This is a genomic window from Pyxidicoccus trucidator (genome assembly GCF_010894435.1).
Taxonomy (GTDB): domain Bacteria; phylum Myxococcota; class Myxococcia; order Myxococcales; family Myxococcaceae; genus Myxococcus; species Myxococcus trucidator.
In genome coordinates, this window is record NZ_JAAIXZ010000004.1 from 552,722 (window position 1) to 576,686 (window position 23,965).

Below are 23,965 nucleotides of genomic sequence, written 5' to 3' on the forward strand. Positions count from 1 at the left end.
GCCTCAGGCCCCCGCTCACGCGGGCGGGAGCCTGCGTGGCCAGTGCACGAGGAAGGTGGTGCCCTCGCTGGCCGTGGAGCGGACTTCCACGTGGCCTCCGTGCACCCCGGCAATCTGGCTGACGATGTAGAGCCCCAGCCCCAGGCTGCGCTTCTTCTTCGCGGGGTCCTGAAGGCCGGGGTGCGTCTTGAAGGGGTCGAAGATGCGCACCATCAGCTCGGGGGAGATGGGGTCGCCGTGGTTGTGGACCTCCAGCACCACCTCGTCGGGCTCGCCGCGCACGAGGGTGCGCACCGGCATGCCTTCCTGGCCGTGCTGAATCGCGTTGGCCACCAGGTTGCCCAGCACCTGGGACACGCGGTCCGGGTCCCAGTCTCCCCACGTGTCCCCGCTGCACTCGAACACCAGCTGTCGCTCCGGGTGGCTGACCTGCAGCTCCTCCAGCGCCGCCTGGCACACCTCGGCCAGGTTCATGTGCTGGCGCTCCACGGGAATTCCTCCGCCCAGCCGGCTGCGCGCGAAGTCGAGGATGTCGTTGATCATCCGCCCCATGCGCGCGGTGGCCTTGCGGATGCGGTCCACGGCGCGCCGCTCCGGCGGCCCCAATTCCTCCGAGCGCGCCAGCTGGAAGGCCGAGGCGCTGATGGCGTTGAGCGGGTTGCGCAAATCGTGTCCCAGCACGGCGAGCAGCTGCTCGCGGAAGTCCACTGCCCGCTGGAGCGTGGCCTCGGCCTGCTTGTGCTCGGTGATGTCCACCACGGTGGCGCCCAGGCCCAGCACCTCGCCCAGGGGGGTGCGCACCGGATAGAAGCTGGCCTGCCACGAGCGGCCTCCACCCCGGGGCGCGGAAGGGGGCAGGCTGAACTCGAACGAGCGCACGGGCTCGCCTGTCTCCAGGGCGCGGTGGAGCATGGGCTCCACCGCGTCCACCACCTCCTTCAGGTGGAGCTCGCGGAAGGGGCGGCCCACGTGCCCGTCCGCCGGGGTGGCGTTGATGTCCGCCATGGCCTGGTTGACGCGCAGGTAGTTCAGCTCCCGGTCCAGGAAGGCGATGCCCATGGGCGTGGCGGACAGCAGCGCGTCCAACTGGGCCAGGGAGCGCTGGGCCTCCACGCGCGCGGCGCGCTCATCCGCCTGGAGCCGCGCCTGGACGAGGTACGCGGTGGCCCGCTGGGCGATGCTGCGGAACAGCAGCGTGTCCGGGTCGGAGAAGATGAAGGCGGTGCGCGAGCCCATGTACGCCACGCCCAGCAGCCGCTCGTCCTCCAGCATGGGCACGCCGTAGATGGCGCGCAGCCCCGGCTCCTTGAGCGAGGGCAGCATCACGCGCGGGTCCGTGGTGGCCGAGCGCAGCGCCAGCGGCTTGCGGGTGGTGGCCACCTGACCCATGAAGCCCTCGTCCCTCCGCAGGGAGCTGCCGAGGGCCGTGTCCGCCCCCAGCCCCACCGCGGCGCGCACCACCAGCCGCTCGCCCTCCACCATCATCATCGCCGCCGAGTCCACCGCGAGCGCGGACTCCATCAGCACGGTGAGCAGCCGCACCAGGAGCGTGTCCACGGGAGGGTTGTCCAGCGTGGCCTGCGTCATGCGGTCCAGCGCCTGGAGGATGCGCTGACGGGCCTGCGAGAAGCACGTCATCGTCCGGGTGACGACGCGGTCCAGCGCCTCTTCCAGCCGCTCCAGCTCGCCCGGCGCCAGCAGGCGCGACTCGGCCTCCAGCCGGCGGAGGATGCACTTGCGCAGGAGCGCGTACTCGGCCGCCACCTCGCCCAGGTCAAAACCCTGGTCCAGCCGAATCACGGCGTGCTCGTCCCAGAGCGCGGTGCCGAGCCCCTCGGGGCCATGCTCGATGACCTCCGCCAGCGCGAGCAGCAGCTCCGGCATGTGGTCCATCAACCACGAGTGCCGCTCCGCGCGGTCCGCGTGGAGCGCGTGCATGCCCTGCTCCCAGTCCGCCAGCAGCGCAGGGCGGTGCGCACGCAGGAAGTCCGCGGCCCGGAGCGTCCTCGCCCCACCGGGCTCTTCTTTATTCACGGAGGGTGAATCCGGCTCCAGCATCACCGACCTCCCGAGGCCCTGCCCGCTCCCGCCACCCAGCCTCAATGGTGGGCACGATGGCACCGACGTGCCTTGCCCCCGGGCCTGGGTGAAGGGCCACTCGCAGGCGCCACGTCGCGCCTTCGCCACCCGGGCCCGCGAGGCACCGCCCGCCGGGGACGACTGCCGCTCCCCTCGGGGCGATGCACCTTCGTACCAGCCCACTATCGTCCACCGGCGGGCGCTTGCCGTCCTGGAGGGCCACGGAGGGCTGGGGTGGTGGCCACACTGGCATTAGGGTGTTCGAGAGATGCGCACCCTTCTGCTGAACCGCTCCGATGTGTCCCGCAACCTCCAGGCGCTCACCCTGCTGGAGGACATGCGAGAGGCCTTCCGCACCGATGCCCTGGCTCGCACGGTGGCCCCGCAGCGCGCTCGCGTGCCCCTGCATGCCGAGGGCACCGCGCTGGTGCTCTTTCCCGGCAGCCTGCCCGGCATCCCCGCCTACACGGTGAAGGTGCATGCGAAGTTCCCCGGGCAGACGCCGGCGATTCAGGGCGTGGTGCAGCTGCACGACCTGGCCACGGGAGGGCTGCTGGCCATCATGGACTCCGGCCACCTGACGGCGGTGCGCACGGGGGTGGCGGGGGCGCTGGCGGCGGACGTGCTGGCGCGGCCGGACGCGAGCCGGGTGGCGCTCATCGGCGCGGGGCGGCAGGCGGTGCTGCAGCTCAAGTCCCTGCGGCTGGTGCGCTCGCTGTCCCACGTGCGCGTCTACGACACGGAGCCGGAGCGCGCGCTCGCCTTCGCGACGCGCATGTACCAGGAGTTGAGCCTGCCGGTGCGCATGGAGGAGTCGGTGGCGGACGCGGTGGCGGACGCGGACATCGTCGTGACGGCCACGTGGAGCCGCGAGCCCTTCCTGCACCCGGGCATGGTGCGGCCGGGCACGCACGTCATCACCCTGGGCGCGGACGAGCCGGGCAAGGCGGAGGTGTCCGCGGAGCTGCTCAAGCAGTCCCTCTTCGTCGTGGACCACCGGGGGCTGGCCGTCAGCAGCGGCGCGGCGGGCGGCGTGGGGCTGGGCGAGGACGCCATCCACGCCGAGCTGGGGGAGGTCATCGCCGGCCTGAAGCCGGGGCGCACGTCGCCGGAGCAGGTGACGGTGTTCGGCGCGGTGGGGCTGCCGTTCCAGGACCTGGCGGCCGCGTGGCACGTGTACCAGGCGGCGCAGGGTGACGACGCGGTGCAGGGCCTGGACTTCAGCGCATGAGGGCCACGTGGAACGCCTTGCTGGCGCGCATCGGCCTCACCCGGCCGGAGCTGCGCGCGTGGGCGTGGTACGACTGGGCCAACTCCGCCTACGTCACCACCGTCATCGCCGTGGTGTTCCCGCTCTACTACGCGTCCGTGGTGTCGGACGGGCTGCCGCGAGAGGTGGCCACCAGCCGCTACGCCACCGCCACCGCCGTGGCGCTGGGCACGGTGGCGCTGGTGTCGCCGGTGCTGGGCGCGCTGAGCGACAGGGCGGGGCGCATCAAGCAGCTGCTGGGCCTCTTCCTGGGGCTGGGCGTGCTGTGCACGGTGGGGCTGGCCACGGTGGGCCGCGGCGACTGGGCCTGGGGGCTGGTGCTCTTCGGCCTGGGCAACGTGGGCGTCGCGGGGAGCATCGTCTTCTACGACGCGCTGCTGCGGCACGTCGCCCGGGACGACGAGCTGGACCGGGTGTCCACCGCCGGCTACGCGCTGGGATACCTGGGCGGAGGGCTGCTGCTGGCCGCGCAATTGGTGATGCTGCTCCAGCCGCGCTGGTTCGGGCTGGCGGACGCGGCCGCGGCGTCGCGCGTGGCGTTCCTGTCCGTGGCGGTGTGGTGGGCGGGCTTCTCGCTGCCGCTGTTCCTGCGGATTCCAGAGCCGAAGCCGATGAACAACGGCCGGGACAGGCGCGTGTCCCTGCGCGGCACCTTCACGCAATTGGCGGAGACGCTGCGCGGGCTGCGCCAGCACCGGCAGGCGCTGCTGCTACTGCTGGCGTACCTCCTTTATAGCGACGGCATCGGCACCATCATCCGGCTGTCCACGCTGTACGGGACGGAGCTGGGCATCGGCCGCGGGGCGCTGATTGGGGCGCTGCTGCTGACGCAGACAGTGGGCGTGCCATGCGCGGTGCTGTTCGGCAAGGGCGCGGCGCGGGTGGGCGCGAAGCCGGCGCTGATGCTCGCGCTGGCGGTGTACGTGGGGGTGACGTTCCTCGGCTACTTCATGACGTCGGCGGCGCACTTCTTCGCGCTCGCGCTGCTGGTGGGCATGGTGCAGGGCGGAAGCCAGGCCTTGAGCCGCTCGCTGTTCGCGCAGATGGTGCCGCGTGACAGGGCCGCGGAGTTCTTCGGCCTCTTCAGCGTCTTCGAGAAGGTGACGGCGGTGGCGGGCCCGCTCGTGTTCGCCGCCACGGTGGAGCTGACGGGCTCCAGCCGGCAGGGGGTGCTGTCGCTGCTGGTCTTCTTCGGTGCGGGCGCGGCGGTGCTGTGGCGCGTGGACGTGGAGGCGGGCCGGCGCGCGGCGCGCGAGGCGGAGGCGCGCGCGGGCTGGAGCGAGGCGCCGCTGGCGGCCGGCGCCCCGCCGGGCGTGTCCTGAGGAGGCGTTACTGGTGGATGGGCGGGACTTCCCGTGGCGCGGCGAAGAGGCTGTCGCGTCCGTGGTTGAGCACCACCTCACCGTGCACCACCTCGCGGACGTCCGCCAGGGACACCGCGAAGTCATGGTGACGGAAGAATCCCTTCTCCACGATGAGTTCGTCCTCCGTCATCTCGATGATGCGGCCGATGATGTGGCCATCATTGCCGCGCACCTTCATCCCCTTGTGGATTTCCGACCGGTTGAACATCGTCTGCTCCCCGGGGGCCAGGATGGGGACCCCTCCGGAGAACCTGTCGAGAGGCCTCGAGACACGCAGCGGGAATGCGGCGCAGTGGCGCCCTTCCTGGCTGCTGGTGAAGCAGGCTTCCAGCCGGCTGGGCCCGTGCTCGGGTTGCGTCTGGTGACGCTCGGCCACATCGGTTGAAGGGCGGAGGACCGGGCGAGGCGTCATCGCGCGCGGGCCTTCCGCCCGTGGGGCGCGGGCGCGGGCCGGCGCCGCCCCCGCGGCTTCTCCTGGCCTCGAGGAGTGCGGATGCGCCGCATCGCCGACTACGCGCTCCTGGGGGACTGCCACTCGGCGGCCCTGGTGGGGAAGGACGGCTCCATCGACTGGGCCTGCTTCCCGCGCTTCGACTCGCCCGCCGTGTTCTGCCGCATCCTCGACGTGCGGCGCGGCGGCAGCTTCGGCGTGGCCCCGGAAGGGCGCTACCAGTCCTCGCGCGCGTACCTGGAGGACACCAACGTCCTGGTGACGACCTTCACCACCCCGCGCGGGGTGCTGGAGGTGGTGGACTGCATGCCCGTGTTCCCCGGCGGCGGCGCGCGCGGCACGCACGTGGGCACCCGGCACGCGCTGCTGCGGCGGGTGCGGTGCGTGGCCGGCGAAGTCCTGGTGCGCGTGGTGCTGACGCCGCGCTTCGAGTACGGCGCCTTCGTCCCCCGCACGCGCCTCACGTCGTGGCGCACGGCGGAGGTGGTGGGCGGCGCGGACGCGCTGTGGGTGACGACGACGCACCCGCTGGTGGCCCGCGAGGACGCGCTGCGCGCGCGGTGGAAGCTGCGCGCGGGCGAGGAGGCCTGGGTGGAGGCGGCGTGGACGCCGTCCTTCGTGGAGCGCTCGCCCGCGGACGCGCCGGACCGGACCACCTTCCGCCAGCGACTGGAGGACACGCTCACCTTCTGGCGCACGTGGATTGCCCGCTGCGCGTACACCGGCGAGCACGAGCGCGCGGTGCGGCGCTCGGCGCTCACGCTCAAGGCGCTCACCTATGCCCCCACCGGCGCGCTCATCGCCGCGCCCACCACGTCGCTGCCCGAGGAGCCCGGAGGCGTGCGCAACTGGGACTACCGCTTCACCTGGCTGCGCGACGCGTCCCTCACGCTCATCTCCCTGCTGGTGCTGGGCTACCGCGAAGAGGCGGACGCGTTCCGCCACTGGCTGCGGCGCACCAGCGCGGGGCGCGCGGCGGACATCCAAATCATGTACGGCATCCAGGGCCACCGCCTGCTGCCCGAGGTGGAGCTGGCGCACCTGGAGGGGCATGGGGGCGCGCGGCCGGTGCGCGTGGGCAATGGCGCGGTGAAGCAGCTCCAACTCGACGTGCCCGGCGAGGTGCTGGAGGCCGTGTGGCTGTACGCCCGCGCGGGCGGGCCGCTGTCGGAGACGAACTGGGCCTTCCTGTCCGGGCTGGTGGAGGAGGTGTGCCAGCGGTGGCGCCTGCCGGACCAGGGGCTGTGGGAGATTCGCGACGCGCCCCGGCACTTCGTCCACTCCAAGCTGCTGTGCTGGGTGGCCCTGGACAGGGCGCTGCGGCTGGCGCGCGCGCGCGGGCTGCCGGCGCCGCTGTCCCGCTGGGCCCGGGAGCGCGCGGCCCTGCGGCGATATCTCCTGGAGTGCGCGGAGGCGGGCTGGTTCCCCCAGGCCCGGGGCTCGGGGGCGGCGGATGCGTCCACGCTGCTGGTGCCGGCCCTGGGCTTCCTGCCGGTGGCGCACCCGCTGGTGCGGCGCACGGTGGGCGTGGTGCGCGAGCGGCTGGAGTCCCACGGGCTCTTGTACCGCTACCTCGCGCCGGACGGGCTCGAGGGAGGGGAGGGGACGTTCCTGCTGTGCTCGTTCTGGCTGGTGGACGTGCTGGCCCATGCGGGCCAGCGGGACGAGGCGGAGGCGGTGCTGGCGCGGCTCCTGGGGCTGGCCAACGACGTGGGGCTGTACGCGGAGGAGGCCGTGCCCGAGACAGGGGAGGCGCTGGGCAACTTCCCCCAGGCCTTCACGCACATGGCCCTGGTGTCCTCGTGTGCCCAGCTCTCCGCCGTGTACTCCACGGCGCGGCGGCCACCGCCCGGAGCGGCGTATGACTTCGCGAGCTTCGCGCTGGAGCCATTGCTGACGCGCCGGCGCGGGCGGGTGGACCGGGTGCCCGGGTCGACGGCTCCCTTCGGCCTGCTCGGGCTCATGCAGGACGCGGCGGCGCCGGAGTGACAGGGCTGCGGACCCGGAGCGGCTCACGGGCTGCGGCGCGCATCGCGCCAGCCCTCGGGCTCATGACTGCAGTGACTCCCCTGGTCGGAGCGTGGGCCGTGCCTGCCCGGCTGCCCTCCCTGCGTCCGGTCAGGAGCTGCCGGGCAGGCTGCTCGCCGTGGTCGGCTCGCGCGGCGTGTCCATCTTCGCCCTGGGGAGGTGTCTATGGTCGTTGGCTTCTTGGCGTCGCGAACGGGGCGGTGGCTCCGCATCGTGACGGGCGCTGGGTTGGTGCTCGGGGGGCTCGCATCGGGGACGTCGCGCGGCGCGGCCTTGGCACTCGTGGGCCTGGGGCCGCTCATCGCCGGCACGCTGGACCTGGTGCTCGTCGCTCCCCTCTTCGGCCTGCCGATGCGGGGCGAGGAGCTCCGGCGCGAGCTGGGCGTGCCCGAGGAGGAGCCGCTGCTGCAACGAATCCAGGCCTCGGCCACGCGGCCCCCGCCCGTCACCATCCACTGAGCACGCCCGTCAGGGCGGAAGAGGGCCATGCCCCCGGCGGGCCCTGGCCCTCCTTCGCGTCACTGCTTCTGGACCTGGAAGGGGATGTCGAGCGTGCCGAACGGCTCGCCCGTCTTCCCATCCACGAGCCGGGCCTGGAGCACCACCTGGCTCTCGCGCTCGGCCACGCCCTGGAAGTAGAGGAAGCCCGCCATCCGGCCTCCCGCCCCGAGCATGCCCTCGGGCAGCGCATGCTCCAGCATGTCCTGCGTGGGCAGCGGCTCCGCGCATTGATACGCGCCGTAATACGGGCCCGGGTAGTAGGGGTAGGAACCGACGAAGGGCCAGTGCTGCCCGTAGCCGTAGCCAAAGCCGTAGCGGCCATAGGGCCCATACCCCCAGCCCGGCCCGACGCCCATGGACATCCCCACCCAGCCCTGCCCTTCCTGTCTCACCGAGGAGGCCACGCTGGTGCTCAGGCTCAGCGGTGGCAGCGCGGCGTAGCGGAAGCGCGACTCGCGGCTGACAATCGCGAAGTCTCCATACTGGACGCGAAGGGGGCGCCCGCTGCCATTCTCCAGCCGGACGAAGACGGGCGTGAGGCTGCGCTCCAGGTTCTCCGGAGTGCCCTTCCACGCGGCGCCATCCGCCACCAGCACCACGCCGGACGCCTCCACCCTGGCGGCGGTGGCGTCACCCTGTTGCAGCTGAGCACCCGTCGAGGGCCGCAGCTGCGCCTCGGGAATGCAGCCCACCGCGACGAGCAGCGACGCGGCGACGAGCCCGATGACACGCATGACCTTCCTCCTCCCTCTGAAAGGTAGGAAGCCATGTGGCGGGCGCGGGCACTGGCGGCGGCGCCGCCTCGGGAGACGAGCGGACCGGGCGGGCCCTCAGTGGGTGGCTGGCGGCGTGGGCTCCGCGGCCGCGTGGGGCCAGGCGGGCGAGGTGAGCGCGCTCCAGTCCTGGCCGCGTGCCCAGTCCTCGAAGGTATGCCAGCGAATCTCCCGGAAGTGGTGCCGCAGGGTGAGGATGTCCGCGTGGTAGCCGACCCTGTCCAGCCACTCGTACATGGCCGCCAGGTCCTCGCTGCGCTTCGCGATGAAGTCCAGCGGGAGCTGCTCGTAGTGGATGCGGTGGCCGCTCACCATGGAGAGCAGCCCCGCGGCCTGCTGGCCCGTCACCTCATCCGACGCCACGTCGATGCGCTCCTCGATGAAGCGGTCCGGCTCCTCCAGCACGCGCACGGTGAAGGCGGCCAGGTCGTCCAGCGCCACCATCTGCAGGCCGCGCGTGGGCGGCAGGCCCATGGCGAGCACCCCCGCCTTCAGCCCCTCTTCGAACATGGGGCTGGTGAAGTTCTCCATGAAGAAGGTGGGCCCCAGAATCGTGTAGGGCAGGCCGCTGCGCCGCACATGCAGCTCCACCCGGTGCTTGCTGTCGAAGTGGGGAATGCCCGTCATCCGGTCCGCACCGGCCACCGACGAGTAGACGTAGTGACGCACCCCCGCCAGCCGCGCCGCGTCCGCCAGGTTCAGGCCCTGGCGTATCTCCGTGTTCACCCCCGCCTCGAAGGGGGTGGCCATGGCGTATATGGCGTCCATTCCCTGCGCGGCCCGGACGATGGAGTCCACGTCGTCGAAGTTTCCCACCGCCAGCTCGGCCCCCAGCGAGCGGAGCTCCACGGCGGCGGGCGCGCCCGCGTCGCGGACGAAGGCGGTGACGCGATGGCCCCGTGACAGCAGCTGACGGGCCACGGCGCCGCCCTGCCGGCCGGTGGCGCCAGTGACGAGCACGGAGCGGAAGAAAGCCATGGGCATGATTCACACCTCGAGACGATGGATGTGGGGAAGTTGGGGACGGCGGGCGCCTCTGGCGAGCACGGGCGGGCAGGCTGCACGGGCTCCTGCCTGAAGCCGGCGGGCCGGAGGGCGGGCGGGGTGGCTGGCACTGCCGGGCCCGGTCTCCACGCTTGCCCCCTCCGGCAACAAGAGGGGGCCCTCCCGTCCATGCGGGCGGCGACGCGCGGCGGCGCTAGCGCTTCTTCGGCTTGTCCTTCTTCGCGCCGGACTTGTCCGCCTTGGCGGAGGTCTTTTCCGGCTTCGCGGCCGGCTTGCTCCGGCTGGCGCGGACCTCCTTGGCCAGGGCGGAGGCGCGCGCGAGTCCCTTCGAGCCCGTCGCCAGCGCCGTGCCCACCACGCGCCCGAGCAGGCCCTGCTTCGGCGCGGCCGTGACGCGCTTCTTCGGGGCGCTGGTGCGCTCGGACGTCGGCTCCGCGCGCTTCGCCGTCTTCTTGCGAGCCGTCGCCGCCTTCGAGTGCTCCGCCGTGGCCGACTTCGCCGCCTTGCCCGCCGGCTTCGCACGAGCCGTCTTCCCGGTGCGCGCGGGCTTCGCGGAGGACTGGCCGGTGGCCGCCTTGCGGGTGCCCGACGGGCGCTTCTTCGCCGCGGCGCTACGGGCCTCCTTCTTCGCCCGGGCCGCGCGGCGCTCCTGGAGCCGCTTCACCGTCTCCGAGTGCGCCATCCCGTAGTGGATTTCACCCTGGTGCGCGCCGAGGCCGGAGTCCAGCTCGTGCAGCTCGCTCTTCAGCGGCTTCTGCTTGTCCTCGTCGTTGCCGAGTCGCTCCGGCGTGCCGATGGCGCTCTGCTGCGACTTCTTGGATTGGAAATGGTCGAAACTGTAGGTCCTGGGCATCCCGCTCTCCTTGTGTGCCGCGCGCGCGTTCGCGCGCTTTCCGCACAAGGTAGGAACCCTCCGCGCCAGTGGGCAGGTGTCCCGGGCGACCTGATGGCCCCGTGTTGCGTGAGTGCGGACACTCGGAGCCGGGAAGAAGGCTCCGCGCGCGGGCGCTCTGTCGGGAATCAGAAGCGTGGGCACCACACCGGCCGCCGTGCGTGCCATGTTCCCGCCCATCATGAGCAAGCGCGACAAGCCGCAGGAATCGGAGCTGGTGGCCGCCGCACAGGCCCTCGACGAGGGACTGGAGCGCTTCGAGGCCCTGTCCGAGCAGCTCCAGAAAGCTCCCCTCCAGTCCGAGAAGCACCTGGAGCGGGCCTCCGCCACCCTCAAGAGCCTGGCCGACATGGACGACCAGCTCCGCCAGCGCGTCACCGCGCTCGTGGGCGCCATCTCCCGGGTCCGCGACAGGCAGCAGGCCCAGGCCGAGGCCGTCCACCAGCGCGCCCAGGAGCTGCAGGCGCGCACCGAGGTCTTCAAGGACTTGCTCGTGCGCTACGGCAACATGGGCCAGAGCGCGGGCGAGCTGAACGTGCAGATGCAGCAGTTCGCCCAGCAGCGCCAGCAGGCGAAGACGCCCGAGGAGAACGCCGCGCTGGCCACCACCTTCCAGGCGCTCCAGGACCGCATGGCCCAGGTGGCGATTGAAGCCGAGGACCTGTCCAAGGCGGCGGACGAGAAGGAGTTCCACGACATCGCCCGGCAGGCGGACTCGCTGCGCCAGCAGCTCCTGTCCGCGCGCAACAAGATGGGCCTGCTCCAGAAGAGCTTCAGCGCGAGCTGAGCGTCCCCCGGCCTCGCGCCCTCAGCTGAGGTAGGTGGGCGCGAAGTCGTCCGGGCTGTCGATGGGGCGCCGTCCCGCGAAGCCCTCCTGCAGCTCGTGCCAGTGCGTGACGGCCGGCTCGCCGAAGCGCCAGCAGAGGTACACCGGGTCGTCCCCCCGGTGCGCGCGGAAGTCCACCAGCCCGTCCGCGCCCTTGATTTCCAGGCCCATCTCCTGGAGCTGGAGCAGCTCTTCGCGGATGCGCTCCAGCAGGACGTCCCGCTCCTCGCGCAGCGTGTCCAGGTGGACGTCGCTGGTGCTCTCCCGCGAGCTCAGCGTGTCGGCGAGCTGCTGCGCCCGCTCCACCCATGGGCGGACGCGCTCGAAGGTGCGGGTCAGCAGCGGCACCAGCCCGTTGGCTTCTTCCACGCTGAAGTAGCGCATGCCCCCGGAGCATGCCGCCTCCGGGCCTCCCACCGCTACTGCCTCGCGGCACGGGCGGGCCCCGCTGCTTCGTTCTGGTCAGCCGCGCATCAGGGAAGTGAGGTTTTCCGCGAGCCAGCGCTGGGCGGAGTCGCGCAGGGGGAAGGCGGCCTCGCGCTCGGAGAAGGCGGGGGTGTGCTCGGGGGCGCAGCGGCCGGCGGCGTCCAGCGGCGCCTCGTCCGGGTCCGCGAGGTCCGCGTGCAGCATGGCGTGGAAGACGAGGTAGTCCACCACGAAGGCCGGCACGTGCGGCCGGTCCAGCGCGGGGTGGATGCGAATCTCGCGGAGCCGGACGTCGTAGCCGCCCAGGTGGATGCTGCGGCGCCGCGCCCGGCCGGGCTTGCGCGCCCAGCCGACGTCCACGCGCACGCGGCCATCGAAGTACGTGGAGTTGAGGCGGGCGGAGAGGGCGCTCAGGTCGAAGCAGCGGCCCCGCGCGCGCAGGGGCTTGCCGGGGCGGCGCTCGCGGCGCACGAGGCTCCGGCGGGAGCGGGCGTAGGTCTCCAGCACCTCGCGCGCGTCGGCGTCGTTTCGTCCCGCGTAGCGCGCCATGGCCTGGACGACGGGGTCCGGAGCGCCGAGGAAGAGGTGGTGTGCGCGCAGGCGCAGTCCTTCCGGGCCCCGACGGAAGCTCACCAGCGTGGCGCGGTTGTCCGTGAGCCGCAGGTGGACCGGCGCGCCCAGCTGTGAGGACAGTCGCCGGGCCAGGTCCGCGGCCTGGGGGAGCGCGTCCTCACGCATGGGCAGCCGGTGCTGGACGGCGGGGCTCGCACGTGGCGCGGCCTCGACAGGCGTGGGACGGGTGGTGCCCTCAACGCGTGCGGGACGCTCAGGACGCGCGGGGGCCAGAGCGTCGAACAGCGCCAGCTGCGAGGGTGGGTGCGAGTCCATCCGCCGTCAAAGGTAAGCCTCTCGACGGAAGGTTTCCAGGTGGATGGCCGCCCGCCTGACGGGTAGCAGGGCGTCCTGTTCACTTATGTCGGGGGTTTTGCGCCGCGAAATGTCCCGACATTCCCGAACAGGGCGCCACCCGGACGCTCCGGGCCGGGGCTCCCGGCTCGGTCCGAAGGGGTGGGTGAGCGCGGGGCCCGGTCAGCTCAGGGGCCGCCCGTGAATCAGGCAGCCTGGGTGCGGAAGGGGCCCGTCACCTCGTAGGTGATGCCCCGTCCGTCGGTGCCGCGCTGGGAGCTGATGTAGAGGCGCCGGCCATCCGGGCTGAACGCCGCGCCGGCCAGCTCCGAGCGCGAGTGCCCCACCACCTGGAGGAAGGGCGACACCTTCCGCTCCGGCGTGAGGAGGCAGACCTGCATGTCGTCCCCGTCCTCGCAGACGAAGAGCTCCCGGGCGCGCGACACGGTGACGTTGTCCACGCCCGCCAGCGGCGAGCCGGGGTAGCGCGCCGCCTCGTAGAGCACCTCCAGCCGGTGGGTGAGCAGCGTGAGCGCCCAGACGCGGTTGTCCCGCTTGGTGGTGAAGTAGACGACCCCGTCGTCGTACCAGCAGCCCTCGCCGCCGCGGAACACCGTCGTCTCCTTCGCGGCCGGTTGCGCGGAGGCGGGGGCCTCGGGCGACACGGGCACCCACTCCACCTTCGCGCCCTGGTGGATGTCTCCCAGGACGCGCGCGGCCTCCAGCGTGCCCGTCTCCAGCGAGGGCCACTTCGCCGGGGTGAAGCGGTAGAAGCGTCCGCTCTGCGTGTCCTCGGTGAGGTACAGGCGCTGGCCCAGCGGGTCCGCCGCCACGGCCTCGTGGGTGAAGGCGCCCATCGCGGGCCTCGCCACGCCCTGGCCCGCGCGGGACGGGTCGCATTCCCAGACAAGGCCCCGGGAGTGCTCCTCGCAGGACAGCCACGTGCCCCAGGGAGTGAGGCCGCCGGCGCAGTTGACGTCCGTGCCCGAGAGGATGCGGTACGCGTCCGTCACCTCGCCATCCGGCCCGAAGCGCACCGAGGACACGCCGCCGTTCGGCGACGCCTCGCTGTTGGACGCGTACACCCAGCCGCCATCCGGCATGGTGAAGCAGGCGCCGCCATCCGGAGCCATGTGCCACGCGTAACGCGTGCCCGGCACCACGTCCCCGCTGCGGGCGATGACGCGCGAGGTGAAGCCCGGGGCCAGGAGCAGGCCATTGGCATCCGGAGCGTTCGCCAGCGGGCCGTAGGGGCCGGGGCCCGGCTGGGGGGCCGTGGCGTAGACGTTCCGCCAGAAGCCGAGGCTGCCCAGGGCGAGCGTGCCGCCTCCGAGGGCGGTGAGGCGCAGGAAGTGACGGCGTTGCATGAGGACGCTTTGTCGCTCAGGTCGAGTCCGCGGGGAAGCCCCTCGCGAGGGACTCGCCAGGTTCGTTGCGGCGCCCCGCGTCAACCCCGCCCGCAGGGCAGGCAGGGGTTCAGGCCCGGCGCATGGCGAGGTGGAGGCAGGGCGGTGCGAAGGGGCCGGGCCGTCAGGGCTCACGGCTCAGCCAGCCCATGCGCTTCAGCGGGCGTGAGGCGAAGGTCTCTGTTCGCGCCGGCCGTCAGGACTCACGGGACAGTCGGTCCACGCGGTTCAGCAGGGTGGGGATGCGCGAGTGCCCGTGCATGCGACGGACGCAGTCCGCGGCGGTGGCGGGGTCGATACCGACGGCGGTGACGAAGAGGGGACGCAGGCTCTGGCCTCGCAGCACGAGCACGGCGGGGCCGGTGGAGTGGTACGCCGTCTTCGCCACGCCGATGACGGGCACGGTGCGGTTGAGCGCCTCGTACAGATGCGCACCCAGGCCGGGCTTGTCCTCGCCGAGCCACACGTAGCCGTCCACGACGATGGCCTCCAGCGGCTCCTGCACACCGGCGAGCACGCGCAGCAGGTGGGGCAGCTCCCGGCGGTAGAACTGGCCGGGCTCGTAGGGCGCGGCCGGAGGGCCCCGGTCGATGAGGTGTGACGCCTCCGTGCCGTGCGTCCATTCGCGGAAGAGGACACACACGGCCACGGTGACGTCGGGTCGGTAGTCCACATCCAGGCAGGCGAGCATCCAGTCTCCTTGGGGGCGCGGCCCCTCTCGCCGGTGCTGACGTGGAGTCGTCAGGCCGGCTGACCGCGAGGACTCGACGGCCCGCCCAGGCAGGTCCCCGGGGCTCGCGTACGCCCCGGAGACGGTGGGACTCTACCCCGGCCCGTGAGGCCGCGGCGTCACAGCTCCAGGAACGTGAGCAGCGCGCCGAGGTCCGCGTCGGACAGGGCCTCCACGCTGTATGGAGGCATGTTGCCGCCGACGCCGAAGAACTGGCCGTGCCGCACCTTCTCGATGACCACCAGCGACGGGGGCACCCCGGGGAACAACTCCCCGTAGTCCGCCGTCACCTCCGGCAGCACCGAGGCCAGCTCCGTCAGCCGACCCGCGCCCGTGTGGGGCTCGCCGTGACAGTCCTGGCACGCCGCGCGGTACACCTCCTGCCCGCGAGTCCTGTCGCCACGCGCCACCTCGACGGTGTTCTTCACCACCGTGAAGGGCAGCGGTGGAGCGTCCCGGTTCGGGCTGATGCTCACGAGGTACTCGTAGAGCGAGCGGCTCTGGGGCGAGTCCTCCGGCAGCGGCGCCACGCCGCGCATGAAGTTGACGTAGCAGAAGTTCACCGCGTCCAGCAGGCGCGTCTCGTACCCGCCCCACCACGTCTTCCGGAAGGCCGAGTCATACAGCGTGTAGCCCGAGTCCATCCGCCCGGCCGGAGGCGTGAGCGTCGTCGCGTGGCACGTGGCGCACGAGAAGCTGTTGAACGCGCTCTCCGACAGCCGCGCGTCGTTGAACAGCCGCTCACCGTACTCCGCCGCGGGCACCGGCCCGTCCTCGCCATCGCAGGCCGACGCCAGCACCACCAGCGCAGCGAGCGCCCCGAGGGCACCACCCACGCGCCTCATGGCTGCCCCCGGAGGATGCTCACCGAGTCCGGGAAGATGCCCACCCGCACCGTGCCCACCACCGTGCCCTCGGCCAGGTCCACCGCGTGCAGTGTGCCCGGACCCTTGTGGTCGCCCTCGCAGACGACGAGCCCATGACGCTCATCCGGCGTCAGCGTCACCTGGTGCGCGTTGAGGCAGCCGGCCGACGCCAGGTCCACCTCGCGCAGCACGAGTCCCGTCGCCGGGTCGATGACCAGCAGCCCGTCCCCGAGCTGGTAGGGCAGGTACAGCGTGCGCCCGTCCGAGGTGAAGGCCCCGAACATGGGCGGGCCGCGCAGCCCCTGCACCGTGCGCGTGGCGTCCATGGTCCGCGTGGTGGGGTCGAGCACCTGCACCTGTCGGCTGGCCATGGAGCTGACCCACGCCTCGCCCGTGGTGGGCGACAGGGTGAGCGCGTACGGCTCGTGCCGAGGGCTCACCGCCGTGCCCGCGTTGAGCGCCACCTTCACCTTCTGCACCCCGGGCGGGCTCGTCGTGAGGTCGACCACCGCCACCTCGTCGGACCAGCACGCGACGTACGCCGTGCGCTCGTCCGCGGACAGGCGCACCGCGTGCGGCGCCGGGCACACGGGCACCATGGCCTTCCGGGTCATCGTCGCCGCGTCGATGATGGCCAGCCGGGCGACCATCTCCGCCTCGGGGCCGCCCCGCCGCGCCACCTCGGCAATCTTCAAGGTGTCGAAGTGCGTCTGGTACAGCGTGCGCCCGTCCCTGCTGACGATGACGTCACCGGGGTTGGGGTCCACGCGCACGGAGCCCACCAGCCGGTTGTCCCGCGCATCCAGCTTGAGGCAGTAGCCATCCTCCGAGCCCGAGCCGTGCGTGCCATGGGGCCCCGAGCCTCCGCCCGGCACGTAGTTGGAGATGCCGACGTAATAGAAGGCGCCATCCGGTGACACCGCCGTGTGGTGCGGCCCCTCCAGCTCGACCGGGTTGAGCCCCACCGGCACGCGCGCCAGCTCCTTGAAGTCGGGCGTGCCCACGGTGTCCAGCTCGATGAGGCTGAGCGTGTCGTCCAGGCTGTTGGTGATGAGGATGCGGCCCCCGGGCCCGGGCGGTGGAACGACGGTTCCTTCCGGCCACGGGTCCGGGTGCGCGTACTCGAGGTCCTCGGGCGGCGTCACCCCGTCCTGCTTCCCCGGGTCCTCGCTGCACGCGGCCAGCGCCAGCGCGAGCGCCGGCACCCACCGGCGGGCCCGCGTCATCGGGCGCCCACCACGCGGATGGTGCGCGGCGCCTCCAGGCGGTACGGGCCCTCGCGGAGCCGGTTCTGCACCAGGTACGCGCTCGTCACCTGGACGGACAGGTCCTGGTCCACGAAGCCACGGAGCGTGTCCCACGTGGCCGCGTCCAGCTGCCACTCCAGATTCGAGGTGAGCAGCTCCACCGGGCACTCGCGCCCCGGCACCGTCACCTGCACCCAATAGATGTCGCCGGTGAAGGGCGGCAGGTGCGCCTCGGCCGAGGGGAGAAGCAGGTTCCCCAGCCACGCCAGCATGGAGCGGCCCCCATCGCGCGGGCGCGACGGCGCTGACGGAGTGCCCTCGGGTTCCAGGCCCGGGAGCCGCGACGCCAGCGGGGACGTCCACCGCCACGTGGGCGGCGCGTCGATGGAGGAGTACGTCTGTCCCTGGGCGGGCGACTCCAGCGTCACCGCCTGCGAGCTGTCCGCCGGCTGGCCCTTCGCGTCCACGAGCGTGCGCCAGGCCTCGTCGGTGGCGTCGCCGCCATAGAGGGGCTCGCCGCACTCCGACTCCGGGTCGTCGTTGTCACAGGCGGGGGCCAGCGCCAGCAGCGCGGCCGAGAGGGACGTCCACAGCAGCTTTCGAGAGAGGGTCTTCATGAGGTGCCTACGCGTCCGAGCGCCGCCGGCCGCGGCGCCACAAGGTGAGGGTCGAGAGAAGTACCAGGGCGGGCGCCGCATTCCCGGACGCAGCGCCGCAGCCACCAGACTTCGCGGGCGGTGACGGCGCGGGCTCCGGAGTCCCCGCGTCGGGCGTGCCCGCGTCCACCGGCGGTGGCGGTGGCGGTGGCGGTGGCTCCTCCACGCCGCCGTCCGGGTACGGCTCCGCGCCGAGCTGGTCCGCGAGCGACGGCCACAGCGCCGGGCAGATGCTCCGCACCGGCGTGCCCGCGGGGCAGTGCTGGGTGCCCTGGATGCCGTAGAGGGTGAACAGGGGCTCCCAGGTGGTGCCCTCGTCGGGGCTGCGCGCCAGCGCCCAGTCGTGCAGCCACGTGGAGCCGCAGGCGTAGAGCGTGCTCCCCGTGCGCAGCACGCACGCGTTGCCGGTGGGCAGCGGCTGCTTCTCCAGCGGGCCGGCGCGGGGGCCGCGGAAGAAGAAGTTGAGGGTGCCCACCCAGACGGTGGTGCCGTCGGCGGACAGCTCCATGTTGATGAAGACGTCGTCCAGCGCGTGCACCTGCGTCAGCGTGCGGCCGCCGTCGTCGCTGCGCAGCAGGTGCGTGTAGCCCTGCGCGGACACCCGCACCCACACCGCGTCCGCCGAGGCGGGGTCCACCGCCGTCACCACCAGGTCATACGGCCGCAGCAGCCCCGGCAGCGTGTGGGGGAGCTCCGTCCAGGTGGCGCCCGCGTCGTCGCTGCGGAAGAGGAGCAGCCGGCCCGCCTCCTCGCCGGAGGCGTAGATGCGCCTCGGGTCCACGGGCGAGACGCGCACGGTGTTGAGCACCAGGCCCACGCGCAGCAGCGGGGTGGGCTCCCACGTCTCGCCCCCATCCCCCGAGCGGTATACCCCGTTGGCCAGCCCCGTCCGTCCGGTGACGGCATAGAGGATGCGGTCATCGGTGGGGTGTGCCGCGAGTCCCGCCACCCAGTTGCTCTTGAAGTAGGGGTGCGTGTTCCAGCTGCACCCACCGTCGGGCGAGCGCAGCAGCGCGCTGCCGGTGGCGGCGATGATGTCCCCGGCCTCGCGCCACAGGAAGGACTCGGGGCGCCAGCCGCCGTAGCCCATGGCGTCCGGGCATATCCACCGCCACGACTGGCCGCTGTCGCGCGAAATCACCGCGCCGAACGTCGCGCCCACGAAGAAGTCCTCGGGGTGGCCGCGGCGCACGGTGACGTTGGACGTCTCCGGCAGGCCCGCGTGCGCGTGCGCGGCCGAAGCGGTGCCCAGGGCCAGCAGCGAGGCGAGGACTCTCCCTGTAACCGTGTTGCGAGAATCCATCTCCAAGACTCCAAGGAAGGTGCCGGCCCCGGGCACCACGATAACGCTCCCCGCGCCCGGGCATAGCGGTCAGCGTGCACGAAGGTCGCGATATGCGCGCGCTCCCCCGCTCGTTCACCGGAGGAGCAGGAAGGACGGACCGCGCGGCCGGGCGTGGCCCCTGGAGCTCGCAATCACCATTGGGAGGAAGGTCGCGATGAAGTCGTGGATGCGAAGCGCGTGGGGCGTGGTGCTGACCGGAGTGCTGGGCGTGACGGCGGGGTGCTCGGGTGAGCTGGTGACACCTGAGACGGTGAGGCCGGAAGTGAAGCCCTGGGTGGTGGACGGCCCGGACTGGGAGCACACGGGGCGCCTGGCCGGGTGCAAGCCGGCGGCGGACACCCAGGCCCCGTGCGGCGCCTATGAGTCCTTCGACCTGTCCGCCTGCAATGTCGCCTCGCTGGGCAGCGTCAAGGGGGCCGGCGTCTACACCGCGCACGTGGTGTTGGACCCGGACACGGCGGAGCCAGACGCCTTCCCGTCCGCGATGCGGGTGAGTACGGACGGCGGCGTCTCCAACTTCGGCAACGTCGTCTTCAGCGAGCAGCAATTGGAGGACAACCGCTTCTACCTGGCGGTGACGGCGAACCTTCCGAACGGAGTCTCGTCGGCGGCGGTGGTGGTGGGGTGCGAGGCCAGCGCGGACGGGCTCACGCTGAAGGGCTGCTACCAGCATTGTCGCAACGGGAAGAACCTCTTCGCCGGCACCTTCGAGGCCGCGCGCTCGGAGCGCAGGGCGGGGGAGCCCGAGGGCTCCGGAATGGCGCTGCTGTCGGAGTCGCAGGTGGGCCCGGGGACCGCCGCGGACGTGTACGTGACGAAGGGGCATGCCTACGTCGTGTCCGTGCCGCTGGGCGCGCGGCCCGGGGGGCTGACGGTGCTCGACGTGAGTGACGCGCGTGCGCCGGTGGTGCGCAAGTCCATTGTCTTCCCGCAGGACAACTACTGGAACGGCGTCTGGGCGAAGGACGACGCGCTGTACGTGGCGAGCGCCGACTCGGGCCTGCTCGTCTTCGACATCTCCCAGCCGGCGGACCCCCAGTTCCTGCGCTCGCTGCCCGGGGACGAGGGGCCCATCGACGTGCACACCGTCATCGTCGAGGGGGACCGGCTGTACGCCATGTCGCCGTACCCCAACGCGGAGACGCTCATCTTCGACGTGAAGGACGCGAAGGCGCCCCGCCTGCTCACCCGCTACACCGTGACGGGGGTGGACCCGTCCCGCGGCGACCAGTTCCCGCATGACGCCTTCCCCTTCGAGGAGCGGCTCTACATCAGCCACTGGCGCGCCGGTTACATCATCGCGGACGTGACGGACGCCGAGGCCGTGGAGCAGGTGGGGCAGTACGTCTACCGGCGCTCCACCAGCCACACCAGCCGGGTGATGCGCCAGGGCAGCCGGCTCATCGCCTTCGAGGGCGGCGAGGACTGGGGCGCGCACCTGCGCGTGCTGGACGTGACGGACGTGACGGAGCCGCGCCTGCTCGGCGAGTACCGGCTGCGGCCGGGCATCTCCATCCACAACATGGAGCTGAAGGGCCACCGGCTGTACCTCAGCCACTACCAGGAGGGCGTGCGCGTGCTGGACGTGACGGTGCCCTGGCTCCCCCGTGAGGTGGGCTACTACAACACCTTCCAGCCGGACCACCCGAAGACGGGCCGGTCCTTCTACGAGGGCGCCATCGGCATCCGCGTGCCGGGGGACGGCCACGTGTACGTCATCGACACCGCTCGCGGCCTGCTCATCTTCCCCGAGGTCTGAGCGGCGCCAGGGGGTGTTTGGAAGGTTGTCCAGCCGTCACAACCCCTGGGGCCAGTCCGCCCCGGGGGTGGTGTGTGCCGCGCGCGGGGCTCGCCTCCCTCCCTCCGGTCTGCTACGGACGCGGGGATATCCGGCACGTGGGCCGCTCCCGGGGAGCGCTCCCGTGGATGTCTTCGGGGGAGTGCGAGACATGGCGGGGTCCACCTTGGAGCCCAGGCTCATCGACGTCGGTGCGGGGCGAGGCGATGTGCCCGCCGGAAGCGCCACGCGTGCCGTCTGGGATGCGGTCATGCAGGGCGCGGTGGACGTGGCCGTCCGGGCCTACGAGGACCTGGCGGCTCCGCAGCGGGAGCGCGTCCTGGAGGAGTCCTCGAGCATGCCCGGACCGACGCGCTCCTCGCTGGTGGACGTGCTGCGGCGGGCGCGCGACTTCGCGGGCGCCGCGCGGCTGCTGGAGGCGGACGGGGCGCACGCGCAGGCCGCGCCCCTCCATGAGCAGTCGGGAGCGCTGCGGCAGGCGGCGGAGGCGTGGCTGCGCGCCGGAGAGCGGGGCCGTGCGGCGTCGGCCTTCGAGCGCGCGGGCGCCCTGGAGCGCGCGCTGGAGCTGTACCAGGCGCTGGACGCGCGCGAGTCCATGGCCCAGTGCCTCACCCGGCTGCAGCGGCTCCTGGAGGCAGCGGCGGTGTACCGCGAGCTGGGCAACGCGCACGCGGAGCTGGAGTTGCTGCGCGCGGTGCCACCCGGGCACCCGCGGCGGCGCGAGGCGGTGCTGCGGATGAGCGCGCTGCTGGACGCGCAGGGAGACTCGTGGCGGGCGCTGGTGCTGCTGGCGGACGCCCTGCGCGAGTCCCCGCAGGCGCACGATGACGGCGCGCTCCAGGCGGAGCAGGCGCGGCTGCTCCGGCAGCTGGGGCTGGACGCGGCGCCGACGGAGCCGGAGCGTGTCCCCACGCCCGCGCCGCCGCCGGACGGCTACGAGTACCTCAAGGCCATCCCCATCTTCGGGGAGCTGCCCATGGAGGACATGAAGGACCTGTTCCGCATGGCGCAGCAGGTGCTCATCCCCGAGGACACCACGGTGCTGGAGAAGGGCGCGCGGGGCACGGGGCTGCTGGTGCTGCTGGATGGGACGGTGGACGTGTACAGCGGCTCGGGGCATGAGGCGCGGCGGCTCAACACGCTGGGGCCGGGCGCGTTCCTGGGCGAAATCTCGCTCATCCTGGACGGGCCCACGTCCGCGCGCGTGCGCTCTCGCACGGCGGTGCGGGCGCTGCGGGTGACACGGGTGGACTTCCAGCACTACCTGGAGACGCACGAGGCCGCCGCGCTGCGCATCTATCGGCTCTTCACGGAGAACCTCGCGGAGCGCGTGCGCGCGCTGAGCGCGTAGGTGGAGGCGGCCATGGCGGACACGCGCGGCGTGAGCAGGGAGCGGGCCGTCCAGCTCGCCAGTGAGGGGAAGCTGGAGGCCGCGCTGGCCGAGTACCAGGGCGTGGCGAAGGCCTCCCCGGACGACGCGGACGTCCGCCAGAAGGTGGCGGAGCTGCAGGAGTGGTTGGGCCATCAGTCGGAGGCGGCGACGGCGTACGAGGCCGCCGCGCTGGCCTGGGCGAAGAGCCATCAACCCCTGCGCGCCGTGGCCGCGTGTGTCGCCCTGTCCCGGCTGGGTGCGTCCTCCACCGCGAAGGGCCACACCGCCCGGGCCCTGGCCGAGCGCTTCGCCCTGGCACCCATGGCCGCGGCGGCTTCGTCGGGTGCGGCGGCCGCGCCGGGGACCATGGCGCCGGTGCCGGACGCCGAGGCGCCGGGCGCGCTGCCCATCCTCTCGCACCTGAGCCGCGAGGCCTTCGTCGCGCTGCTGGAGGTGCTGGACGTGCGCGCCTTCTTCCCGGGGCAGGCGGTGGTGGAGGAGGGGACGCAGGGCGCGTCCATGTTCGCCATGGTGGAGGGCCGGGCGGACGTGCTGCGCACGCTGGAGGGCGGCGAGCGCAAGTCGGCGGGCACGGTGGCGCCGGGGGACTTCTTCGGAGAGCTGGCGCTCGTCTCGCAGGGGCCCCGGCTGGCCACGGTGGTGGCCACGGAGCGGGCCGTGCTGCTGGAGCTGACGCGCGAGCGCATGGAGGCGGTGGCCGTGCGCTACCCCCAGGTGGGCGCCGTGGTGGAGGCCTTCTACCGGCGGCGCATGGTGGAGAACCTGCTGCGCAGCAACCCGCTGCTCAGCAAGCTGACGCCGGAGCAGAAGGCCGCCGTGTCCCGCGACTTCCAGCTGCGCACGGTGAGCGCGGGCGAGGCGCTGCTGACGCAGGGCCAGCCCGGGGACGCCTTCTACGTGGTGCTGCGCGGGCGGTGCACGCCCTGGCTGGAGCAGCCCTTCGGACGGCGGGTGGCGCTGGCGGAGCTGCGTGAGGGAGACGTCTTCGGCGAAATCTCCCTGCTGCTGGACAAGCCCGTGTCCGCCACGGTGTGCGCGGACGTGGAGGGGGTGATGCTGCGCCTGGAGCGCGCCGCCTTCGAGAAGCACCTCCTCAGCCAGCCCGGCCTCAAGGGCATGCTGATGCGCATGGGCACCGAGCGCCTGCAGCGCACGGCGCAGGCGCTGGCCTCCGGCCGCGTGCTGCACGACGGCGATTTGCGCGTCTGACGCGCGGCCCCTCCAGAAAACGAAACGCCCGGGCCCCCTGAGGGAGACCCGGGCGTGGGCACCGCCAGGGGCTCCCCAAATGGCGCGCACCCCGTCGGGCCGACCTCCGTCCCGTCCCGTCACGCCGCCGTCACGCTCGCTTGATACGGAGTGCGGGTGCCTGAAGGCCGCCGCATCAGGCCACGGCTTCGACGGCCTCTGGACAAGACGCTTGCGGCTGGCGTGATTCCACGCACCAGCGAAGCCCTCACCAACTCCCCAAGCTCTCTGGAGCTGTACTCTTAGTGCGTCTGGAATAGGGCGGTTTGAAGTGGCGACACCTTCGGCACCCGGCGATGAGCGTCAGTCGTCAGGTGCCGACCGTGGCGGCTTCCGCCATCTCCGGATGATTCAACGAGGCAATTCATGTCACGTCGTCCGTATCTGCGGTGGAGTGTTGCGCTGCTGATTGCGCTTGCGAGCGCCGCCTGCCAGCCCGAAGAGGAGGCCGCCTCTGAGATGGTGCTGGGGCAGGCCCGATTCGCGTCGGAAAACCAGAGCATCTGCGGCCCGGAGCAGATTTCCTGGCCCCTGCTTCCGGATGGAGGCGCGCCGCCCCAGAAGGAAGGGGTCTGCGAAGGTCCCTGGGAGTACACCAACTATAGCGTTTGCCATGCCAAGACGGTCAGCACCAGCTGCCCCATCTCGGGCTATGGCGAGAAGACCTGCACCTGGCCCAAGTTCTGCCGTCATCCGGACTTTGGTGTCCAGCAATACGAGCAGTCGTTGTTCACCGTGGGGATTACGCCGGATAG

General features: G+C 72.4%; 21 protein-coding genes and 1 pseudogene. 9 read left to right on the forward strand and 13 right to left on the reverse strand.

Going from position 1 to position 23,965, the window contains the following annotated elements; translation table 11 throughout:
- Positions 1–15 precede the first annotated feature (15 nt).
- The gene (locus tag G4D85_RS15555; RefSeq protein ID WP_205525560.1) at positions 16–2,058 is read right to left on the reverse strand and encodes a PAS domain-containing protein; all 2,043 of its coding nucleotides are present in this window, start codon (positions 2,056–2,058) and stop codon (positions 16–18) included.
- A gap of 289 nt (positions 2,059–2,347) precedes the next feature.
- Here G4D85_RS15555 and G4D85_RS15560 point away from each other — a divergent pair, with 289 nt between their 5' ends.
- On the forward strand, positions 2,348–3,310 hold the full coding sequence (locus G4D85_RS15560; RefSeq protein WP_164012584.1) for an ornithine cyclodeaminase family protein: 963 nt from the start codon (positions 2,348–2,350) through the stop codon (positions 3,308–3,310).
- Positions 3,307–4,671, forward strand: a complete 1,365-nt coding sequence (locus tag G4D85_RS15565) for an MFS transporter (RefSeq protein WP_164012586.1) — start codon at positions 3,307–3,309, stop codon at positions 4,669–4,671. Before G4D85_RS15560 ends, G4D85_RS15565 begins: the two co-directional genes overlap by 4 nt.
- A 7-nt stretch (positions 4,672–4,678) precedes the next feature.
- Here the strand turns inward: G4D85_RS15565 and G4D85_RS15570 are convergent, their stop codons facing one another.
- Positions 4,679–4,921, reverse strand: a complete 243-nt coding sequence (locus G4D85_RS15570; RefSeq protein ID WP_164012588.1) for a hypothetical protein — start codon at positions 4,919–4,921, stop codon at positions 4,679–4,681.
- Positions 4,922–5,197: 276 nt separating this feature from the next.
- On the opposite strand from G4D85_RS15570, the pseudogene G4D85_RS50300 reads away from it, so the two are divergent.
- The 3 genes and pseudogenes from G4D85_RS50300 to G4D85_RS15580 all read left to right on the forward strand — a co-directional run.
- A pseudogene (locus tag G4D85_RS50300) lies at positions 5,198–5,596 on the forward strand (trehalase-like domain-containing protein); the annotation flags it as partial.
- A gap of 186 nt (positions 5,597–5,782) precedes the next feature.
- Positions 5,783–7,153 carry a glycoside hydrolase family 15 protein gene (locus tag G4D85_RS50305; RefSeq protein WP_338052896.1) on the forward strand — a complete coding sequence of 457 codons (1,371 nt, stop codon included), beginning with the start codon at positions 5,783–5,785 and terminating at the stop codon, positions 7,151–7,153.
- Positions 7,154–7,357: 204 nt separating this feature from the next.
- Positions 7,358–7,651 carry a hypothetical protein gene (locus tag G4D85_RS15580; RefSeq protein WP_164012592.1) on the forward strand — a complete coding sequence of 98 codons (294 nt, stop codon included), beginning with the start codon at positions 7,358–7,360 and terminating at the stop codon, positions 7,649–7,651.
- A 59-nt stretch (positions 7,652–7,710) separates the two neighbouring features.
- Here G4D85_RS15580 and G4D85_RS15585 read toward each other — a convergent pair whose 3' ends face one another.
- From G4D85_RS15585 to G4D85_RS15595, 3 genes are all read right to left on the reverse strand, one after another.
- Positions 7,711–8,427, reverse strand: a complete 717-nt coding sequence (locus tag G4D85_RS15585; RefSeq protein WP_164012594.1) for a hypothetical protein — start codon at positions 8,425–8,427, stop codon at positions 7,711–7,713.
- 96 nt (positions 8,428–8,523) lie between these two features.
- Positions 8,524–9,450 carry an NmrA/HSCARG family protein gene (locus G4D85_RS15590; protein ID WP_164012595.1) on the reverse strand — a complete coding sequence of 309 codons (927 nt, stop codon included), beginning with the start codon at positions 9,448–9,450 and terminating at the stop codon, positions 8,524–8,526.
- A 214-nt stretch (positions 9,451–9,664) separates the two neighbouring features.
- The gene (locus tag G4D85_RS15595) at positions 9,665–10,324 is read right to left on the reverse strand and encodes a hypothetical protein (protein ID WP_164012597.1); all 660 of its coding nucleotides are present in this window, start codon (positions 10,322–10,324) and stop codon (positions 9,665–9,667) included.
- 175 nt (positions 10,325–10,499) lie between these two features.
- On the opposite strand from G4D85_RS15595, the gene G4D85_RS15600 reads away from it, so the two are divergent.
- Positions 10,500–11,150 carry a hypothetical protein gene (locus G4D85_RS15600; RefSeq protein ID WP_240359292.1) on the forward strand — a complete coding sequence of 217 codons (651 nt, stop codon included), beginning with the start codon at positions 10,500–10,502 and terminating at the stop codon, positions 11,148–11,150.
- Between the two features lie 21 nt (positions 11,151–11,171).
- Here the strand turns inward: G4D85_RS15600 and G4D85_RS15605 are convergent, their stop codons facing one another.
- The 8 genes from G4D85_RS15605 to G4D85_RS15640 all read right to left on the reverse strand — a co-directional run bounded on the left by G4D85_RS15605 (position 11,172) and on the right by G4D85_RS15640 (position 18,729).
- Positions 11,172–11,573, reverse strand: coding sequence for a DUF2203 domain-containing protein (locus tag G4D85_RS15605; RefSeq protein WP_164012601.1), 402 nt, complete (start codon positions 11,571–11,573; stop codon positions 11,172–11,174).
- Between the two features lie 78 nt (positions 11,574–11,651).
- The gene (locus tag G4D85_RS15610; RefSeq protein ID WP_164012603.1) at positions 11,652–12,503 is read right to left on the reverse strand and encodes a hypothetical protein; all 852 of its coding nucleotides are present in this window, start codon (positions 12,501–12,503) and stop codon (positions 11,652–11,654) included.
- Positions 12,504–12,727: 224 nt separating this feature from the next.
- On the reverse strand, positions 12,728–13,888 hold the full coding sequence (locus tag G4D85_RS15615) for an alkaline phosphatase PhoX (protein WP_164012605.1): 1,161 nt from the start codon (positions 13,886–13,888) through the stop codon (positions 12,728–12,730).
- A gap of 235 nt (positions 13,889–14,123) precedes the next feature.
- Entirely contained in the window at positions 14,124–14,618 is a 495-nt protein-coding gene (locus tag G4D85_RS15620; protein ID WP_164012607.1) for an endonuclease V, read from the reverse strand.
- 158 nt (positions 14,619–14,776) lie between these two features.
- The gene (locus G4D85_RS15625; RefSeq protein ID WP_164012609.1) at positions 14,777–15,502 is read right to left on the reverse strand and encodes a c-type cytochrome; all 726 of its coding nucleotides are present in this window, start codon (positions 15,500–15,502) and stop codon (positions 14,777–14,779) included.
- The gene (locus G4D85_RS15630) at positions 15,499–16,749 is read right to left on the reverse strand and encodes a YncE family protein (protein ID WP_164012611.1); all 1,251 of its coding nucleotides are present in this window, start codon (positions 16,747–16,749) and stop codon (positions 15,499–15,501) included. Before G4D85_RS15630 ends, G4D85_RS15625 begins: the two co-directional genes overlap by 4 nt.
- Positions 16,746–17,387, reverse strand: coding sequence for a hypothetical protein (locus tag G4D85_RS15635; protein WP_164012613.1), 642 nt, complete (start codon positions 17,385–17,387; stop codon positions 16,746–16,748). Before G4D85_RS15635 ends, G4D85_RS15630 begins: the two co-directional genes overlap by 4 nt.
- A 7-nt stretch (positions 17,388–17,394) precedes the next feature.
- Complete coding sequence (locus tag G4D85_RS15640; protein WP_164012615.1) at positions 17,395–18,729, reverse strand: WD40/YVTN/BNR-like repeat-containing protein; 1,335 nt, start codon at positions 18,727–18,729, stop codon at positions 17,395–17,397.
- Positions 18,730–18,925: 196 nt separating this feature from the next.
- Between G4D85_RS15640 and G4D85_RS15645 the strand changes: the two genes are divergently transcribed.
- From G4D85_RS15645 to G4D85_RS15655, 3 genes are all read left to right on the forward strand, one after another.
- The gene (locus G4D85_RS15645; RefSeq protein ID WP_240359293.1) at positions 18,926–20,530 is read left to right on the forward strand and encodes an LVIVD repeat-containing protein; all 1,605 of its coding nucleotides are present in this window, start codon (positions 18,926–18,928) and stop codon (positions 20,528–20,530) included.
- Between the two features lie 190 nt (positions 20,531–20,720).
- The gene (locus tag G4D85_RS15650) at positions 20,721–21,920 is read left to right on the forward strand and encodes a cyclic nucleotide-binding domain-containing protein (RefSeq protein WP_164012617.1); all 1,200 of its coding nucleotides are present in this window, start codon (positions 20,721–20,723) and stop codon (positions 21,918–21,920) included.
- A 12-nt stretch (positions 21,921–21,932) separates the two neighbouring features.
- Positions 21,933–23,171, forward strand: a complete 1,239-nt coding sequence (locus tag G4D85_RS15655; protein WP_164012618.1) for a cyclic nucleotide-binding domain-containing protein — start codon at positions 21,933–21,935, stop codon at positions 23,169–23,171.
- The last annotated feature ends 794 nt before the right edge of the window (positions 23,172–23,965 follow it).

Bases quoted from the DNA above. Each gene is read 5' to 3' on its own strand.
- G4D85_RS15555 (WP_205525560.1), bottom strand. From the start codon at position 2,058: ATGCTGGAGCCGGATTCACCCTCCGTGAATAAAGAAGAGCCCGGTGGG.
- G4D85_RS15560 (WP_164012584.1), top strand. From the start codon at position 2,348: ATGCGCACCCTTCTGCTGAACCGCTCCGATGTGTCCCGCAACCTCCAG.
- G4D85_RS15565 (WP_164012586.1), top strand. From the start codon at position 3,307: ATGAGGGCCACGTGGAACGCCTTGCTGGCGCGCATCGGCCTCACCCGG.
- G4D85_RS15570 (WP_164012588.1), bottom strand. From the start codon at position 4,921: ATGTTCAACCGGTCGGAAATCCACAAGGGGATGAAGGTGCGCGGCAAT.
- G4D85_RS15580 (WP_164012592.1), top strand. From the start codon at position 7,358: ATGGTCGTTGGCTTCTTGGCGTCGCGAACGGGGCGGTGGCTCCGCATC.
- G4D85_RS15585 (WP_164012594.1), bottom strand. From the start codon at position 8,427: ATGCGTGTCATCGGGCTCGTCGCCGCGTCGCTGCTCGTCGCGGTGGGC.
- G4D85_RS15590 (WP_164012595.1), bottom strand. From the start codon at position 9,450: ATGCCCATGGCTTTCTTCCGCTCCGTGCTCGTCACTGGCGCCACCGGC.
- G4D85_RS15595 (WP_164012597.1), bottom strand. From the start codon at position 10,324: ATGCCCAGGACCTACAGTTTCGACCATTTCCAATCCAAGAAGTCGCAG.
- G4D85_RS15605 (WP_164012601.1), bottom strand. From the start codon at position 11,573: ATGCGCTACTTCAGCGTGGAAGAAGCCAACGGGCTGGTGCCGCTGCTG.
- G4D85_RS15610 (WP_164012603.1), bottom strand. From the start codon at position 12,503: ATGGACTCGCACCCACCCTCGCAGCTGGCGCTGTTCGACGCTCTGGCC.
- G4D85_RS15615 (WP_164012605.1), bottom strand. From the start codon at position 13,888: ATGCAACGCCGTCACTTCCTGCGCCTCACCGCCCTCGGAGGCGGCACG.
- G4D85_RS15620 (WP_164012607.1), bottom strand. From the start codon at position 14,618: ATGCTCGCCTGCCTGGATGTGGACTACCGACCCGACGTCACCGTGGCC.
- G4D85_RS15625 (WP_164012609.1), bottom strand. From the start codon at position 15,502: ATGAGGCGCGTGGGTGGTGCCCTCGGGGCGCTCGCTGCGCTGGTGGTG.
- G4D85_RS15630 (WP_164012611.1), bottom strand. From the start codon at position 16,749: ATGACGCGGGCCCGCCGGTGGGTGCCGGCGCTCGCGCTGGCGCTGGCC.
- G4D85_RS15635 (WP_164012613.1), bottom strand. From the start codon at position 17,387: ATGAAGACCCTCTCTCGAAAGCTGCTGTGGACGTCCCTCTCGGCCGCG.
- G4D85_RS15640 (WP_164012615.1), bottom strand. From the start codon at position 18,729: ATGGATTCTCGCAACACGGTTACAGGGAGAGTCCTCGCCTCGCTGCTG.
- G4D85_RS15645 (WP_240359293.1), top strand. From the start codon at position 18,926: ATGAAGTCGTGGATGCGAAGCGCGTGGGGCGTGGTGCTGACCGGAGTG.
- G4D85_RS15650 (WP_164012617.1), top strand. From the start codon at position 20,721: ATGGCGGGGTCCACCTTGGAGCCCAGGCTCATCGACGTCGGTGCGGGG.
- G4D85_RS15655 (WP_164012618.1), top strand. From the start codon at position 21,933: ATGGCGGACACGCGCGGCGTGAGCAGGGAGCGGGCCGTCCAGCTCGCC.